This is a genomic window from Gemmatimonadales bacterium, assembly GCA_019637315.1.
Taxonomy (GTDB): domain Bacteria; phylum Gemmatimonadota; class Gemmatimonadetes; order Gemmatimonadales; family GWC2-71-9; genus SHZU01.
The window spans coordinates 1-17,498 of sequence record JAHBVU010000031.1 but is presented as its reverse complement, the minus strand read 5'-3'; the positions used below and the strand labels follow the sequence as shown (position 1 = coordinate 17,498).

Annotated in this window: 9 protein-coding genes and 1 CRISPR repeat array; of the genes, 5 read left to right on the top strand and 4 right to left on the bottom strand. The window is 64.2% G+C overall.

Features of this window, described 5'->3' with window-relative positions:
• Positions 1–46 precede the first annotated feature (46 nt).
• A CRISPR array of direct repeats spans positions 47–1,190; the repeat unit is 36 nt; unit sequence GCTTCAATGGAGCCGCATCCAAGTAGATGCGGAAGG.
• 174 nt (positions 1,191–1,364) lie between these two features.
• A complete protein-coding gene (gene cas2 / locus KF785_16960; GenBank protein ID MBX3148458.1) occupies positions 1,365–1,652 on the bottom strand; it encodes a CRISPR-associated endonuclease Cas2 in 288 nt (95 codons plus the stop codon).
• 1 nt (position 1,653) lies between these two features.
• Complete coding sequence (cas1, locus tag KF785_16955) at positions 1,654–3,408, bottom strand: CRISPR-associated endonuclease Cas1 (GenBank protein ID MBX3148457.1); 1,755 nt, start codon at positions 3,406–3,408, stop codon at positions 1,654–1,656.
• A 159-nt stretch (positions 3,409–3,567) separates the two neighbouring features.
• Between cas1 and KF785_16950 the strand changes: the two genes are divergently transcribed.
• Complete coding sequence (locus KF785_16950) at positions 3,568–6,873, top strand: PD40 domain-containing protein (protein ID MBX3148456.1); 3,306 nt, start codon at positions 3,568–3,570, stop codon at positions 6,871–6,873.
• 75 nt (positions 6,874–6,948) lie between these two features.
• Here the strand turns inward: KF785_16950 and KF785_16945 are convergent, their stop codons facing one another.
• Both KF785_16945 and KF785_16940 read right to left on the bottom strand, forming a co-directional pair.
• Positions 6,949–8,103, bottom strand: a complete 1,155-nt coding sequence (locus KF785_16945) for a membrane dipeptidase (GenBank protein ID MBX3148455.1) — start codon at positions 8,101–8,103, stop codon at positions 6,949–6,951.
• Positions 8,104–8,220: 117 nt separating this feature from the next.
• Entirely contained in the window at positions 8,221–10,656 is a 2,436-nt protein-coding gene (locus tag KF785_16940) for an ABC transporter permease (GenBank protein MBX3148454.1), read from the bottom strand.
• A 402-nt stretch (positions 10,657–11,058) separates the two neighbouring features.
• Between KF785_16940 and gyrA the strand changes: the two genes are divergently transcribed.
• The 4 genes from gyrA to KF785_16920 are packed head-to-tail and all read left to right on the top strand — an operon-like array spanning position 11,059 to position 16,978.
• The gene (gene gyrA, locus KF785_16935) at positions 11,059–13,536 is read left to right on the top strand and encodes a DNA gyrase subunit A (protein ID MBX3148453.1); all 2,478 of its coding nucleotides are present in this window, start codon (positions 11,059–11,061) and stop codon (positions 13,534–13,536) included.
• Between the two features lie 13 nt (positions 13,537–13,549).
• Positions 13,550–14,512: a threonine/serine dehydratase gene (locus KF785_16930; GenBank protein ID MBX3148452.1), complete on the top strand. Its 963-nt coding sequence runs from the start codon at positions 13,550–13,552 to the stop codon at positions 14,510–14,512.
• A gap of 6 nt (positions 14,513–14,518) precedes the next feature.
• Positions 14,519–15,949, top strand: a complete 1,431-nt coding sequence (locus KF785_16925; protein ID MBX3148451.1) for a diguanylate cyclase — start codon at positions 14,519–14,521, stop codon at positions 15,947–15,949.
• A gap of 3 nt (positions 15,950–15,952) precedes the next feature.
• Positions 15,953–16,978 (top strand): serine/threonine protein kinase, encoded by a 1,026-nt coding sequence (locus tag KF785_16920; protein ID MBX3148450.1) that lies wholly within the window; start codon positions 15,953–15,955, stop codon positions 16,976–16,978.
• Positions 16,979–17,498 lie beyond the last annotated feature (520 nt).

Here is a 17,498-nt window from a genome sequence, read left to right as displayed (position 1 = left end):
GCGGAAGGATCCGGGGGCTGATCCGTCCACGCCGACCGCTGTCGCCGCTTCAATGGAGCCGCATCCAAGTAGATGCGGAAGGCGGCCACGGGCGGGGTAAATGGAAGGGGTTGGTTCACGGGCTTCAATGGAGCCGCATCCAAGTAGATGCGGAAGGGCGCAATGCTCGCGATCTGTGCGAGGCGCAGCTGGCCGAGCTTCAATGGAGCCGCATCCAAGTAGATGCGGAAGGCCCCTGTCGTTGAAACGCCCCGACAGACCGGTGGCGTCAAGGCTTCAATGGAGCCGCATCCAAGTAGATGCGGAAGGCTTTGGAGGGCGGTTCTACGGAGCCGCCTACTTCGGGGCTTCAATGGAGCCGCATCCAAGTAGATGCGGAAGGTCCTGCGGCGGGATCGGTCACGGCCGCCTTCTTCCTGCTTCAATGGAGCCGCATCCAAGTAGATGCGGAAGGTGGTTAGTAGTTCATCACTTCCGAAATACGTTCTGGCTCGCTTCAATGGAGCCGCATCCAAGTAGATGCGGAAGGTACCGGGTAGGTAACCGGCAACCCGCTGCGGAGGACCTCGCTTCAATGGAGCCGCATCCAAGTAGATGCGGAAGGGGGCGTCGCGAGGAGGCGCGTCAGCGCGTGCTCATCGTGCTTCAATGGAGCCGCATCCAAGTAGATGCGGAAGGACGGCCACTACCTCGGGGTCGTCGGCGACGTCAACGGGCTTCAATGGAGCCGCATCCAAGTAGATGCGGAAGGATCCTGAAAGATGTTGGGGATGCCGTGCTCGATACCGCGCTTCAATGGAGCCGCATCCAAGTAGATGCGGAAGGCGAGTGGCAGGCGCTCAAGCATCAGCAGGCGGAGCCGCTTCAATGGAGCCGCATCCAAGTAGATGCGGAAGGTTCGATCGGCGGGGTCTATGACCCCCCGCGACCGCGAGCTTCAATGGAGCCGCATCCAAGTAGATGCGGAAGGCGGTCTGGTTCACCGCGCCGATGCTGGAGCGGGGCGTGCTTCAATGGAGCCGCATCCAAGTAGATGCGGAAGGTCGAGTCGGACGTGCAGCAGGTCCGCGAGCGGTACCAGCTTCAATGGAGCCGCATCCAAGTAGATGCGGAAGGCTGGCCGCCGCGCATCGGGACCAGCAGGCGTCGTTCGCGCTTCAATGGAGCCGCATCCAAGTAGATGCGGAAGGCGCCCTTAGCCTAACCCTAAGTGACAAGCCAAGATAGCAAGCGGCGCGCGCGGGGCGCCCTAAATCACGGCGCAGACCCCGAGCACCGAGCCAGGAACTAACGATGCAAGTACAAGTCCCGAAAGGAGTTCGCATACCCTCGCCCACTTCGCCACCACGCCGCTGCTCGCCCCGTCAAACAATGGTGGACCGCGCCGGAGGTTGATACGGGCGACCGACAACCTCCAGGGTGTTTTCCAACGGCCTGGACTCGCGGCCTAAGTCCACGAGCAGGCACTGATCCTCGACTTCGTTCACGACGTTGCGAATCCTACCCCGAAGAACGATCAGCTCCTGCGATGTCAGGTCCGCAAAGAACACACTGAACTGTACGTGATTCCCGTATCCAAGCAAGAGCTGGTAGAGCCGAGCACGGCGCTTGTCGTCCGACACGTCGTAACTGATCACGTATCGACGCCGCACGCTACCTCGTCCGGATTGGTACGTAGTCAGGAATATCCCCGCGCAACCACCGAGCGAGGAGGCGCGCCTGCAGCCGAACCACCGTCCGCCACGAACACCGATACTCGAAGACCGGGTGCGTCACCAGCTCGTCCATCCGACCCTCATAGGCGCGCAAGTAGTTCTTTCGACCCTGAGGCGTCAGAGCACACGCCGCTGCAGTCCGCTGGAAGGACTTCCCCGTCACCATGCCCGTGTTGATGGCGCTAATCACCGAGCTGTCGACGATCAGCGGTCTGAACTCCTCCATCAGGTCGAGCGCCAGCGCAGGACGTCCATGTCGAGGCTGATGGTAGATCCCCCACCATGGGTCGAGACCCTCAGCCAAGAGTGCAACCGTACATTCTTTGACGAGAACCGCGTATCCGAACGACAGAAGGGCGTTGACTGGGTCGGTCGGAGGCCGACGGTTCCGCCCCTCGAAATCGAGCTCCGCCTCGAAGTCACGCGGTCGCAACAGCTCCGCAAACCGACTGAAGTACTTTGCCGCCGTCGCGCCCTCGAGCCCAAGCAGCTCGTCCCGCGTCGCAGCCGAGGGAACCCGGCTGAGATACATGGACATCTCCTTGAGCGTCAGCACCGGGCGCGGGCGAACGTTGCGCCCGAGGAGGGTTCGCTGATTCAGGCCCTTTCCCAGCACGATGGCCTTTGCCAACGTCAGTGCACGGACAGGATCTCCCGCCGCGGCGTACTGCGCAGCGCGATCGTAGGCGTTCCGAAGCGTTATGCCAGTGGTGGTGCCGTAGAACCAATGCCCGGTTGACAGATGTACCACCGGGATGCCCGACTCGCACAGCAGGTGAAGGCACTGCGCCGTCACCGACACGTTGCCCATGAGCACGACCTGCGAGATGTCCTTCAGGCGAGCCTCGCTGAGGACCACGTTCTCTTTGGAAATGATCAGCCGCTCGCCGCGCTTACCCACCCGAGCCCCCTGTTCCTGGATGTACAGGGGCATGGCATGGACGCGGGGCGGGAAGAACCGACGAACCGCGACACCTTCGGCCTCGCTGCTCTCATCAGACCCACCCGACCGGGCCGACGACGCATCGGGGCGCTTCAGCGCAAGGGTCTCATCAGGAAGGCAGATCCCCGCAAGCGAGCAGCCGTTGCACTTCGGGCTATCGTCCAGGGGTGGCGGAATAGCCCTGGTCCGAGCCACCTCTCGTGCTTGCTGGATGAGTTCGTGTGTCCGCTGCTCGAGCGACGCTGTGAGCGGGATCGTGACGCGGCTCCGGGAGCCGGCGAAGTACAGAATACCCGTATCGCAGCGGTAACCGTGCTCACGAAGCAACAAGCCCTGCGCCATGAGCTGGACTCGCTCCGGCTCCCAGCTCCTGTCCGGGTTCTGAGGCACCCGTCCCCGTTTCGTATCGACGGGAACAGCAGCATCTCCGGCCGCCTCGACCAAGTCGAGTTTGGCGGTGAGGCCCAACCCAAGACTGCCCAGGCTGACGGACCGAACAACGACAGGCTCGTCGTCCCCGTCGTCAGATGCTCCTTCGGTATGGTCTGGATCGGGAAGGAGCTGGTCAGTGCGGTCGACCCTTCGATGGGCTTCACGCCCCTCGAGGGTAAACTCGTTGTCTTCCCACCGACCCTCCACGTGCATCAGATAGAACAGGCGAGGGCAGTAGGCAAACTCATTCAACATTCTGACGGGAAGAAGCTCGACACCCGCTTCCTCCGAAGGCGGCGCTGCATCGTCGCGAAGCATAGCCTCCGACCCCGGTTGACCGATTATTACCGTTATCGGCTGCCACGCGGCGAAACTCAAGCAACCAACGGCGTTTCTGGTCTGCCACGACTGCATGTATGTTGATTGATGGCGGTTCCCGCTCGCGCCTGACCGATCATACCTCGGACCAAACACCATATGACGACGACCAGACAGACGATCGCCACGATCGCGCTCGCCCTCGTGGCGGCCTCCGCAACCCAGGCACAGGCCCGGGCCCAGGCCCAAGCACCCGCCGATACCGGGTGGGACGTCACCAAGCCACGAGGTCAGACGAGGACAGTCGATTTCACCGTTTCCGAGGGCACCTGGACGTCGATCGACGTCGCCCCCGACCGGCAATGGCTCGTCTTCGACCTCGTCGGCAGCATCTACAAGCTCCCGATCGCCGGCGGCAATGCGGAGAACCTGACAGCCGCGAGCGGCATCGCGGTCAATTCGCATCCGCGCATCTCGCCGGACGGGAAGCAGATCGCGTTCATTTCCGATCGCGGCGGACAGGCCAATCTCTGGATCATGGACGCGGACGGACAGAACCCGCGGGCCGTAGTCACCGACCCGAGCGCGGTGATGCGGTCGCCGGTCTGGACCGCCGATGGTCAGTACCTGATCGTGGTGAGCTCACCGAACCTCTTCGGCCGCTCCCTCATGATGTACCACCGCAACGGGGGCCGCGGCATCGAGCTGGTCAAGGGCGACCCCGGACGAATGCCGTCCCGCCCCGTGATCTCGGCCGACGGACGCTACCTCTACTATGACGTCTATACCGCGCGCCCAACCGGGGTCTGGGGTCAGGACGATGTGCTGAAGGGCGCCGTGCAGATCCACCGGTATGACCTGCGAACCGGCGAGGTGCGCCCGATCACCGCCGGCGAGGCGGGTCAGCAGGACCGCGGCACCAGCGGCGGCGCCTATGCCGCCGAGCCCAGCCCGGACGGCCGCTACCTCGCGTTCATTCGTCGAGTGCCAGGCGGCACGCTCGAGTATAAAGGTCAGCGCTTCGGCCCACGCTCGGCGCTCTGGATTCGCGACCTCCAATCGGGCGGCGAACGCCTCGCCATGGATCCGGTCGAGATGGACCTCGCCGAGGAGAGCATTCCCGTCAACGGCACCTATCCCGGATACCGCTGGACCGCCGACAACCGCATTGTGATTCACCAGGGCGGCAAGATTCGACAACTCGACGTCGCGACGGGCGGAGTCAGCACGATTCCGTTCACCGCCCGGGTCCAGCGAACCATGTCGGAGCAGATCTGGGTCAAGAACAAGCTGTCGGACGGCGCCTTCGACGTTCGGTTCATTCGCTGGGCCAGCGCGTCACCCGACGGCAAGCGTCTCGCCTTCCAGGCGCTGGGTCGGATCTACCTGATGGACCTGCCAGGCGGCACGCCCCGTCGGCTCACGCCGAGCGACTTCCAGCCGCTCGAGTTCCAGCCCGCCTGGTCTCCCGACGGGCAGTCGATTGCCTTCACGACGGTGGATGACACCAATCGCGGCGGTCTCTGGCGTATCGCAGCAAGCGGTGGCGCTCCCGAGCGCCTCACACCCGAGCCCGGCGAGTACCTCAATCCAGCCTGGACCCTCGACGGGCGCGAGATCATCGTTGCGCGCGGCTCGGGCGCCACGGCACGCGCCTCGACCCTGGGACGCAACCCGTACTTCGACCTGATCCGGATCCCGGCGCACGGCGGGGCCGAGACCAGCATCGTCCAGGTTGCCGGATCGGGTGCGCAGCTGCGGCCAACGATGGGCAACGACGGCCGGGTCTACTACGCGGTCTCCAAGGGGTTCGGCGCCGACGGTTCTGGCGTCGAGGTTGCCTCGATCCGGCTCGACGGCACCGACCGGCGCGTCGTGGCCAACGTGCGCCATGCCGATGACGCCGCGGTGTCTCCCGACGGCCAGTGGATTGCCTTCAAGCAGGGCAGCAACGTCTATCTCGCGCCGATTCCTCCCGGCGGCTCGGGCCACCAGACTCCGTTGATCGCCAAGGCCGGCGGCACCTTCACTTCCAAGCCGCTCACGACCACCGGCGGGCTCTTCCCCAGGTGGCGGAACGCCACGACGCTCGACTATGCCAGCGCCGACCGATTCTTCGCACACAACACAGGCTCTGGACGCACCGACACGGTGACCGTCAAGCTCACCGCCAACCGCGCCATCGCAAGCGGGACGGTCGCGTTGACGGGCGCCCGCATCGTCACGCTCGACAAGAGCCGCGTGATCGACCGCGGCACCGTGGTCGTGCGCAACGGGCGGATCAGCTGCATCGGCGAATGCTCGACGGCCGGCGCCGATCGGGTGGTCGACGTGGCCGGCAAAACGATCATCCCGGGCTGGATCGATACCCACGCTCATCATCATCGTGAGCACCTGGGCATGATGCCGCGCCAGAACTTCGAGAGCGCGATCTACCTGGCGTACGGCGTCACGACGACGAGCGACCCTTCGACCTCATCCACCGCCGCGTTTCCGACCGCCGAGATGATCGAAGCGGGCGTGATGATCGGCCCGCGCGTCTTCAGTGTCTCGGAAGCGCTGACCAACGGCGACTCCCCCGGCACCAACGACGTGACGAGCTTGCAGGTGGCGCTCAACGAGATCAGGCGACGGCAGTCATGGGGCGCGGTGATGCTGAAGCAGTACCTCCAGCCGACCCGACGACAGCGGCAGTGGTCGGTCGAGGCTGCGCGGCAGCTGGGCATGCGCGCCACGGCGGAGGGCAGCGCGGACGTGACGCACAAGATCGGGATGGTGATGGACGGGCACACCGGCGGTGAGCACGTCACGGTCCACGCGCCCCTCTATGCCGACCTGACGACGTTCTTCGGCAAGTCACGCTATGTCTACGCCCACACGCCGCTGGTCAGCGGCTATGGCGCCTGGAACGAGGAGTACTTCTGGCAGGAGAGCCCGATCTGGCTCGACGCGAAACAGCAGCACTGGATTCCCTGGCGCCAGCTGATTCCCCACACTCGGCGGTTCATCACCCGGCCGGTGACCGATTACTCGAAGGACATCATGGCGCAGCAGATTGCCGACATCGTCGCCGCCGGCGGCTACTCGTCGGTCGGTTCGCACGGCCAGCAGCCCGGGCTCGGTTCGCACTGGGATGTCTGGATGCTGGCCAAGGCGGCCGGCGCCATGACCGCACTCGAGGTCGCCAGTCTTCACGGCGCCATTTTCCTCGGCATGGAGGATGACCTGGGCTCGATCTCGGTCGGCAAGCTGGGCGACCTGATGGTGCTGGATGGCAACCCGCTCGACGACATCCGCAATACTGCCGGCATCCGTTACGTCATGAAGGCCGGCACGCTCTACGACGCGATGTCGCTCGACGAAGTCTGGCCGACCCAGCGCCGCTATGGCGACAGCTACTGGGTGGTGCCCGAGATGTATCGACAGGACACCAAACCGGTCGACACCTGGGATCGACCCCGTTGAGCTGACGCAGCTACCCCAAGACAGAGCGCCCGGACGCGAGGATGCGTCCGGGCGCTCGTGCTTCGAGGCAACAGCTCAGGCGCCCCAGATCTCCTTCGCGTACCGAAGGTAGTTCTGGCCGAGAATCTTCTCGATTGCTGCGGAGTTGAAGCCGGCCTTCTCGAGAGCGCGGTGAAGATTCCGGAACTGTTCCGGACCGGTCAGCCCGCGCGCATACGGCAGTACCTCGGGGTCCTCGCCAATCGCCGCGCTGCCGGCGGCAACCCGGCGGCGCACGAAGTTCCCCCAGTAAGCGCGCGCAGCCGCCTGATCCTTGGTTTCGACAATGCCGTAGTCGCTGCCGATTCCGACATGATCGATGCCACAGACTTTGACGGCATGCCGGATGTGCGCAACGACATCGTCCGTCGTAGCCTCTCGCCCCATGGCTACGAACATCACGAAATAGATTCCGATGAAGCCACCGCGATCGGCCACCAGCTTGAGTTCTTCGTCGGTCTTGTTGCGGGGATAGTCGACCAGCGCCTTGCAGCCGGTGTGACTGATAGCAATCGGCGCCTTCGACGCTCGGGCGGCGTCGAGGCAGATCTGCCGCCCGCTGTGTGACAGGTCGACCATCACGCGGCACTCATTGAGACGGGCAACCGCCTCTCGCCCGAATGGAGTGAGGCCAGGATCGCCCGGAGCCATCGAACCGCCGCCGAGCTGGTTGAGCGAGTTGTAGGTCAGCTGAATGCTCCGAACGCCCAGATTGGCAAAGATGTCGACCCGATCGACCTTGTCGCCCAGCATTGCGGCGTTCTGGAAACCGTAGATGATCCCAACCTTCTTCTCGGCTTTGGCTCGTCGGATGTCCTCGGTCGTCAGCACCGTCAGGAAATCGTTCGAATGCTCTCGTACAAATGCGTTGTACCGGCCAATGGCCGCGACGGTTGCTTCGAAGTCGGGACCGGAGGCGACCGTCATGTTGAGCGCCGTCATGCCGGACGCCTTGGCTGCCGCCCGAGCTTCCGCTGTCCCGAGGGTTGGCGGCACCGGCGGAGGAGAGCCGTATCCGTCATTCAGACCGCCCAGTGCGTTGACGACTATCATCCGGGCGAGCGGATCGGATGACTGCAGGGCGAGGGCATCAGCCTGTCCTGGATACAGCCCGGCAATGGCCCGCGAAGCCGGCAGGACACCCAAGGCAGCGGCGGACGATGACCACAGAAACGAACGGCGATTGACCATAGTGGCAACTCCGGGTGGGAACGCGTTCCAAGAACGACGAAGCGGACGCCGGAGAGAATATCACGACGTCCGCCTCATTGCTACGACCCGGAGGGTCGCCGGTCCGCCAAACGTCCTCTATTGAGCGCGAATCACCACGCCAGGATCGATCCGCGCGGCACGCAACGCCGGAATCCAGCAGGCGATCAGTCCGATCACCGCCATCAGGAGCGCGACGCCAAGCAAGGTCGAGGGATCGTGAGGCGCCACGCCGTAGAGCAGCCCCTGGATCAGGCGGGTCGCCAGCAGCGATCCGATCAGGCCGAGCGCCAGACCCAACCCGAGGAGAATGCCACCCTCCGAGATGATCATCCGCTGGACCCGACCGCTGTCGGCGCCGAGGCTCATGCGAATCCCGATTTCCCGGGTGCGGGCACTGACGGAAAAGGCCAGCACACCCGCAATACCGACTGCAGCAATCAGCACCGCGAGCGCACCGAAGGCGGCCACGAGCGTCGCATTGAGCCGCCGAGGAGCCACGCGTTCTCCCTTGAGCTCTGCCACGGTCCGAACATTCTCGATCGGGGCCCGCGGCGCGATCTTGCGCACCAACTGGGTTGCGGCTGGCGCCATGGTGGCCGCGTCGCCGCGGGCGCGAATCACGAGCCCGCCGCCGAAGATCCCCTGCGCCAGCGGCTGGAAGAGCACCGGCCGCGAACCGCCGTCGAGCCCGTCGTCCTTGGTGTCGGCCACCACACCGACCACGGTGCGCCAGTCGCCGCTCACCGGAATGAACCGCAGCACATCGCCGGTCCACGCCACCCGGCGACCGATCGGATCGAGCCCGGGAAAGAGCCGATCGGCCAGCGTCTTGTTGATGATCACCACCATCGCGGTGCCCTGCCCGTCGGTTGCATCGAACGCACGTCCGGCAATGATTGGCACGCCGGCGGCCCGGAAGAACTCCGGGCTGGCGGTCCGATAGTCGGCGCGCGGCATCGGCTCGTCGGGTGCGATTTCGCGACCCTCCGCTTTGACCTCGAGCTGGAAGCTGTTGGCCAGCGGCATGGTCGACCCCACCCCGACCTCCATCACACCCGGAATGCCCGACAACTCGGCCTGCATCCGCTGATAGAGTGCGACCTGATCGGCCGGACTTCGGCCCGCCTCGTCGACCGCCACCTGCATGGTGAGCACTTCGTTACCCGCATCGAACCCGGTATCGACCTCTGCGAGGCGCAGCATCGACCGTGTCAGCAGGCCGGCGCCGGTCAGCAGGATGACCGAGACTGCTACCTGCGCAACAACGAGCGCTCGCTGCAACCGCTGACGCCCGCGCCCGGCCGACGATTTTCCGGCCCCGGCCAGGGTGGCAGCCAGGACTCGCTCCTTGACCAGCCCCGGCGCGTACGAGAGCAGCAGCGCCACCACGACGGCCAGCGCCAGCGTAAAACCCAGGACTGCGAGGTCGACCCGGATCTCACCCGCGCGCGGCGAGGAGCGCGCCACCAGTGATGCCAGCATGCCCACACCGCCAAACGCCACCAGCAGACCAACCAGGCTGCCGGCCAGCACCAGGAGGCCATTCTCCACCAGCAGCAACTGACGCAGCTTGGCCGTTCCGGCACCCAGCGCCGTATGCACCACCAGCTCGTGCTCGCGCCGCACTCCGCGCATCAGGGTCAGATTCGCCACGTTGGCGCAGGCAATGATCAGCACGAATGCCGCGGCGCCCATCAGCAGCCAGAGTGTCAGCCGGGCCCGCTCACCAAGCACCTCCTTGAGCGGCGTGACCGTGACGGTGTAGTTCGACGCCGCGTCGTAAGCATCGGGGTGATCGATCTGGACCCGCTTGCGGATGTCGGCCACCTCGCCTCGTGCCTGCGCCAGCGTGGCGCCGGGCGCCAGCCGGGCAACCATCTCGGTCATCCGGTGGGTCCGGCCATGCACCATGGTGGCGCTGGTATGGTGCTCGCTGATGACCATGTTCATCAGCACATCCATCCGATTCGGAAAGTTCGGCGCCGATTGGACCACCCCGATCACGGTGACCGCCCGGTTGTCGACCAGCACCGTCTTGCCGACGATGCTGCTGTCGCCCCGAAAGCGATTGAGCCAGTACTCGTGGGTGAGCACCATCACGGGCGGCACGCCGGTGCCGTCGTCCTCGGGCGTCGTCAGCCGACCGAGCACCGGCTTGAGACCCATGACACTGAAATAGTTCCCGGTGACCAGGCCGACATTGATCCTGACCGCGTCGTCAGTGCCCTGCAGCGTATAGGTCATGCCCGAATACTCGGCGATGCCCTCGAAGCTCTTGGCGCCGTCCCGGAAATCGAGAATCTCAGGCACCGAGAACGCGATATTCTCGGCACCCAGCCCGTCAGCCGATTGGCGCAGATACACCAGCCGGTCGCCGTCCTGATGGGGCAGCGGCTTGAGCAGCACGGCCCGGACGACCGAGAAGATCGCGGTGTTGGCACCGATGCCGAGCCCCAGAGTCAGGATCACGGCCAGAGAAAAACCGGGGGATCGCAGGAGGGACCTGACGGCGTACCGAATATCACTGAGCATCTAACGACGACCCTCGAGATGTGTGGATGTGCTGAACCTGCCGAGCCGAGTCTGGCGTCCGCCTCAGTCGCCTGAGGTGATGGGGGTGCGGTTCGATACCAAGGGTGCCCTTCGAGAAGGGTCGTTCGGTATTTGTTCGGCTCACGACAGAACCTATCGCCTGAATCAAGGGTCCGCAACGGGAGCCAGCCGTCTGATTGGACGGGGCCGGTCCGCGGCGGGGTTGCCGCCCGGATCGAACCCCACCCAGACCACCGGGGAGACGCCTTTCAAACCCTTATGAAAAAATAACTTACGCCGCAGAGCCATGGTTGCTACCGGGCCCCGATGGCGACTATATTTCTCCGCTTTGGCAGCCCAGGTCCGGGCGGCCTCAAATCTCTTCCCGAACACCCGAGTCTCATGACCGCACCTCATTCGCGCGAGCGGATTCTTCCGCGCACGATCGAAGAGGAGATGAGGCAGAGCTTCATCAACTATTCGATGAGCGTGATCGTCTCGCGCGCCCTGCCGGACGTGCGCGACGGTTTGAAGCCGGTACACCGCCGGATCCTGAATGCGATGAACGAGCTGGGCCTGGTGCCCGGCCGTCCTTACAAGAAATCGGCAACCGTCGTCGGCGAAGTGCTGGGTAAGTATCACCCGCACGGCGACTCCCCGGTGTACGATGCCTTGGTCCGCATGGTCCAGGACTTTTCGCTGCGCTACCCCCTGGTTGATGGGCAGGGCAACTTCGGTTCCGTCGACGGCGATCCTGCCGCAGCCTATCGGTACACCGAAGCGAAGCTGACCAGAATTGCGGTGACGCTGCTCGAGGACATCGACAAGAACACGGTCGCGTTTCAGCCGAACTTCGACGATCGGCTGCAGGAACCGACCGTGCTGCCGTCGAAGATTCCGAACCTCCTGGTCAACGGTTCGAGCGGTATCGCGGTCGGCATGGCGACCAACATCCCGCCGCACAATCTGCGCGAAGTCTGCAAAGCCATCGAGGTGCTGGTCGACAATCCTGAGGCGACGATCCAGGATCTCACCAGGCACATCACGGGCCCGGACTTCCCGACGGGCGGATACATCTACGGCGTACAGGGCATTCGCGAGGCCTACGAAACCGGCCGCGGCAAGGTCGTGATGCGGGCGCGGGCGCAGATCGAGGAGAAGGAGTCCTCGGGCCGAACCGCGATCGTGGTGACCGAGCTACCCTATCAGGTCAACAAAGCCACCCTGGCCAAGGACATTGCCCAGCTGGCGGTTGACAAGAAGATCGAAGGCATCTCGGCGGTGCGCGACGAGTCCGACCGCGACGGCATGCGCCTGGTCATCGAACTCAAGCGCGATGCGATGGCCCATGTGGTGCTGAACCAGCTTTACAAGCACACCTCGATGCAGTCGACCTTCGGGGTCATCAATCTCGCGCTGGTCGGCGGCCAGCCGCGGGTGATGAACCTGAAGGAAATGCTGCAGCATTACATCAGCCATCGCCACGAGATCATCGTTCGGCGGACCCAGTTCGACCTCGATCAGGCCAAGGCGCGGGAACACATCCTGGAAGGTCTCAAGATCGCCGTCGACAACATCGACGAGGTCGTGAGCATCATCAGGAGCTCGAAGGACGTCGACGACGCCGACGACCGGCTGCGCAAGCGCTTCAAGCTTTCCGAGAAGCAGAGCGAAGCGATCCTCAACATGCGGCTCGCCAAGCTGACCGGCCTCGAGATCGAGAAGCTCGAAGCCGAGCTTGCCGAAGTGCGGGCGATCATCGCGGAGTTGGAGTCGATCCTGGCGTCCGTCGAGAAGCGGATGCAGATCCTCAAAGACGAGATGGCGGAAGTCGCCGAGACCTTCGGAGACGACCGCCGCACCGAGATCATTCCCGATCAGAGCGACTTCTCGATCGAGGATCTGATCGTCGAAGAGGACATGGTCATCACCATCTCGCACACCGGATACATCAAGCGGACCCCGGTGTCGACCTATCGGCGGCAGCGGCGGGGCGGCAAGGGCCTGACCGGTGCCACGACCAAGGAAGATGACTGGATCGAGCACCTCTTCATCGCGAGCACGCACGACTACGTGATGTTCTTCTCGAACCAGGGCCAGGTCTACTGGCTCAAGGTCCACGAGATTCCGCAGGGTGGGCGCGCCACCCGGGGCAAGCCGATCATCCAGTGCATTGCGATTCGTCCGGACGAGCAGATCACCGCTCTGGTACCGGTACGCGAGTTCAGCGACAACCGCTGGCTGATCTTTGCCACCCGTCAGGGCACGGTGAAGAAGTCGGTCCTGTCCGACTACGGCAATCCGCGCGCAAACGGCATCATCGCCATCAATATCGAAGAGGGCGATGAACTGATCGACGTCCAGCTGACTGACGGCAACAACGACATCGTGCTGGCAACCAAGGATGGCATGAGCATCCGCTTCCATGAGAGCGATGTTCGCCAGATGGGGCGGGCCACGGCCGGCGTGAAAGGCATCGAACTCGGCAAGGACGATCGAGTCATCGGCATGGTGGTGATCCGCCGCGATGCCACCCTGCTCGTGGTCAGTGAGAAGGGCTTCGGCAAGCGTTCTGAATTGACGGAGTACCGGGTCCAGAAGCGCGGCGGCAAGGGCATCATCACCTTCCACAACACCGACAAGACCGGTGACTGTGTCGCGCTCAAAGAGGTGCAGCCGGACGACGAGCTGATGATGATTACCCGCGTCGGTGTGATCATCCGCCTCCCGGTCGACGGCATCCGTGTCATCGGCCGCAATACCCAGGGCGTCCGCGTCATGAACCTGGACGCTGGTGACACGATCGTGGGGGTGGCACGCGTCGTGAAGGAAGACGAGTCCGAGACCGAAGCGAACGAACCGGCCCAGGCGCCGGAATAATCAACGGAGCTCCATGCCCACGACAGCCTTACCGACCATCTCGCGCGAGGATCTTGCCCGGACGCAAGCCGCGCTGAGCTCGATCGCAGTGCGGACTCCGCTCGTCGAATCTGCCGCGCTGTCGCGACAGTTCGGCGTTCCGGTGCGCGTCAAGTGCGAACACCATCAGCCGATCGGTGCTTTCAAGATCCGAGGAGCCTACACGGCCATCTCGCGGTTGCCGGAGGAGCAGCGAGCCCGGGGCATCATCACCCACTCGAGCGGCAACCATGGCCAGGCGGTTGCCTATGTTGCCAAGCACTACGGCGTCAAAGCAGTCATCGTGATGCCCGAGACGGCGCCGGCCGTCAAGGTGGAAGGGATCCGGCGTCACGGCGCCGAAATCGTCTTCACGACCAAGAAGGAGCGTGAGCAGCGGGCCAAGGACCTGATCGACCAGCACGGCTATGTGTTCGTCGCACCATACGACAACGTCGATGTCATCATGGGACAGGGCACCTGCGCCTATGAGATCTTCGAGGACCAGCCGGAAACGACGCTCCTGATCTCGCCGGTCGGTGGCGGCGGGATGATCGCGGGCACCTGCGCTGCGGTCGCCGCGATCAAGCCCTCGGCTGCGGTTTACGGCGTCGAGCCGGCCAGCTCGCCCAAGCTCCGCGCCGCCCTCGATGCCGGGCATCCGGTGCCCTTCGAGCCGGTCGAGACGCTGGCCGATGGTCTGGTTCCGCCGGCTCTCGGCAGCATTACGCTCGAGTACATCAAGCCGGTCGTCAAAGACGCGATTGCGCTGTCCGAAGGGGAGATCGGCGCCGGGGTCCGCTTTCTTTTCCGCTCGATGGGTCTCAAGGTGGAGCCCTCGGGAGCAACCTCGGTTGCGGCCATCCTGGCCGGCAAGATCAAACCGACCGGACCTACCGCCTGCATTCTGACCGGAGGGAATGTCGACCCCGCCGTGTTTGCGCGGCTGGTTGGCTGAGCCGCGATGTCCACGCCGGCGTCGCACGTTCTGATCGTTGACGACGACCAGCCTCTCAATCGGTCGCTCTCCTCCATTCTCGGCGCTGAGGGGTACCGGATCTCCAGCCGGTACTCTGCGGCGGGACTGATCGACTACCTCGACCGCAATCCGGTCGACCTCATCATCCTCGATATCGGCCTGCCTGGCGTCGACGGCCTGTCCGCGCTCGACACCATCAAGCGTCACGAACAGCATCGCGACCTGCCTATCCTGGTGCTGTCGGGGTCGCCCCCCGGCGAGGCCTCGGTCGAAGCGTTAGGCCTGGGCGCCGCCGACTTCGTGACCAAGCCTTTCCGACTGGACGACTTCCTGGCCCGCATCCGCGCTCATCTGCGCGCCAGCCAGGCGCTGACCGAGGCCCGGAACCAGGCCCGCAGTGACACCGAGTTGATCAGCCTGATCACTGAGGTGTCCGCAGCGGCCACTCCCGCTGAGATCTTTACCATCCTGGTGCGACGCATTGCGACCGGCCTGTCGATCTCGCGCTGCTCGATCGTGCTCGATGACGAGAATGGCGAAACGGCCACCGTCGTCGCGTCATCAGAAACACCCAACCTCCGGCACCTGACCATCGACCTGCGGCGCTACCCGGAGCTCGAAACGGCTATCTCAAGCGGTGCCCCGCTCCTCTGCGGCGACGTGCGCAACGACCCGCTCTTCGCATCGGTGCGTGAGCTCTGGCGCGTGGAAGGCCGCACCGTGCCGACGACCTCGGTGGCCGTGGTGCCCTTCCAGGTCCGCAACCGACCGGCAGCCTTCTTCCTGCGCACGACCGGCACCGACGCACGGCTTGGTGACGCCGACCTCCGCTTTGCCGCCCGAGTCATGGAAGCCGCGACTCCGCTCATCTTCCGGGCCTACGATTTCGAAGAGGCGCTGCGACGCCAGGACGAGATGAAGCAGCTGGCGGAAACCGATCCGCTCACCTCGCTCTACAACCGGCGGGCCCTCCGGGAACGGCTCGATCGCGAGCTGGCACGGACTCAGCGTCAGAACACGGTCCTCTCGTGCCTGATGCTCGACATCGACCACTTCAAGCGGCTCAACGACACCTTTGGTCACGAGCTCGGCGATCGGGTGCTGATTCAGCTGTCCGATCTGTTGCGTCGGGAGCAGCGCGCCATGGACGTCCTGGCACGCCTCGGCGGTGAAGAGTTCATCGTGCTGTTGCCCGAGACCGGCATTCGCGGTGCGCGGATCTACGCCGAACGCATTCTTCGCAAGGTCAACGCGGCCACGCTCGGTACGCCCGAGTATCCCGTCCAGATCACCGTCAGTATCGGGATCGCCACCGTGCCGGACGAGCGCGTCACCGACTCGGACTCGCTGCTTCGCCTGGCCGATGCCAATCTGCTGCGAGCCAAAGCAGACGGGCGGAATCGGTACCGGGATTGAACCATGAGCAGCCTGCGCTGCCCCCGTTGCGGCACCGGCTACGATGCGCCGGCTCGCTTCTGCATGAAGGACGGGTTTCCACTCATCGCCGATGGCGGCGAAAGCGTGGTCCGTCCGTCACCCAGTCGACGGGCCAGCAACCTCAGGCTCGAGCGCCCCACCGCAAGCGAGCCGGCCTCGGCGCTGCAGGGCCGCATCATCGACGGTCGCTATGCCATCGAACGGCGGGTGGGCGAGGGCGGGATGGCGTACGTCTATCGGGCCGTCGACCGTGAGACGAATCAGGCCGTCGCGGTCAAGGTGCTGATGTCGCGCCTGGCCAATGACCCGGAGTCGGTGGCCCGCCTCAAGCGGGAAGCCCAGCTGGCCCTCAAGCTCAACCACCCGAACGTCTGCGGCCTGCTGGCCTACGGAGAAGCGAACACGCTGCCCTACCTCGTGATGCCCTTCCTGGAGGGCGAAACCCTGGCGGCCCGAGAGAATCGGACCGGACCGATGCCAGCTGCGCAGGCGGTACCGATCCTGGTACAACTTGCCCACGGACTCCAGCACGCCCACGACCAAGGCATCCTGCATCGCGACCTCAAACCCGAGAACGTGATGCTGGTGCCGGAAGCCAGCCGGGAACGCGCCGTCGTCATGGACTTCGGACTGGCCAAAGAACGAATCGCGGGTGGCGAGATCTCCAAGCTCACGGCCACCGGCATCGTGCTCGGCACCCCGGAGTTCATGAGCCCCGAGCAGATCCGCGGAAAAACGATCGACCACCGAAGCGATATCTTTGCGCTCGCAGTGCTGGCCTTTGAGCTGCTGACCGGCGAGTTGCCGTTCGATGGGACCAACGCGCAGGAAACCATGCTCAACCACCTGACCGGTAAGCCAAGGCGGCTCCGCAGCGTTTACCCGGGCGCTTCCGAGCAGCTCGAGCAGGTCATCGGGAAAGCCATGGAACACGACCCGGCCGCTCGCTTCCCCTCGATGCGGGAATTTGCCGATGCCCTTGCAACCACCACCCGAGGACGCCATTAGATTCCAGACGGCAGCATCCATCGAAAGGCAAGGATTACCATGCCGGGTATCCGAGGACGTTGCATTCGCTTTGTTGTACTAGCAGCATTTCTGGGAACGTCCGTTGATGCGTGGGCTTGCCGCCTGTGACGGGGAAGAACCATTGTGGACGCCACGAGCGACAAATCCGACGATCATAGCTTGACGCAGCTGGCGCTGACCCTACCCTAGCGACCATAGGCAAGGAATTGCCGTTCCTTGCACTTGAAAGTCAGCAAGAAGCATGCAGCTTTGACCTAGAATGAGCACCTAGCATCCTGCATGGCACGAACCGCTCCGCCCCTTTCAGAATCGAGTCCACCCATGCATCGTCCCGCAATCCATTCCCTTTGGGCAATCGCGGCATTGGCACTTGCGGGCTGCACCGACGACGCCCTCGCACCCCAACCTGCTCAGAAGAACGAGGAGTTTACAGCTCCGTTATTCGCACGAGGAGATACTGACACCGAGTACAAAGATCGGTACATCGTAGTTCTCAATG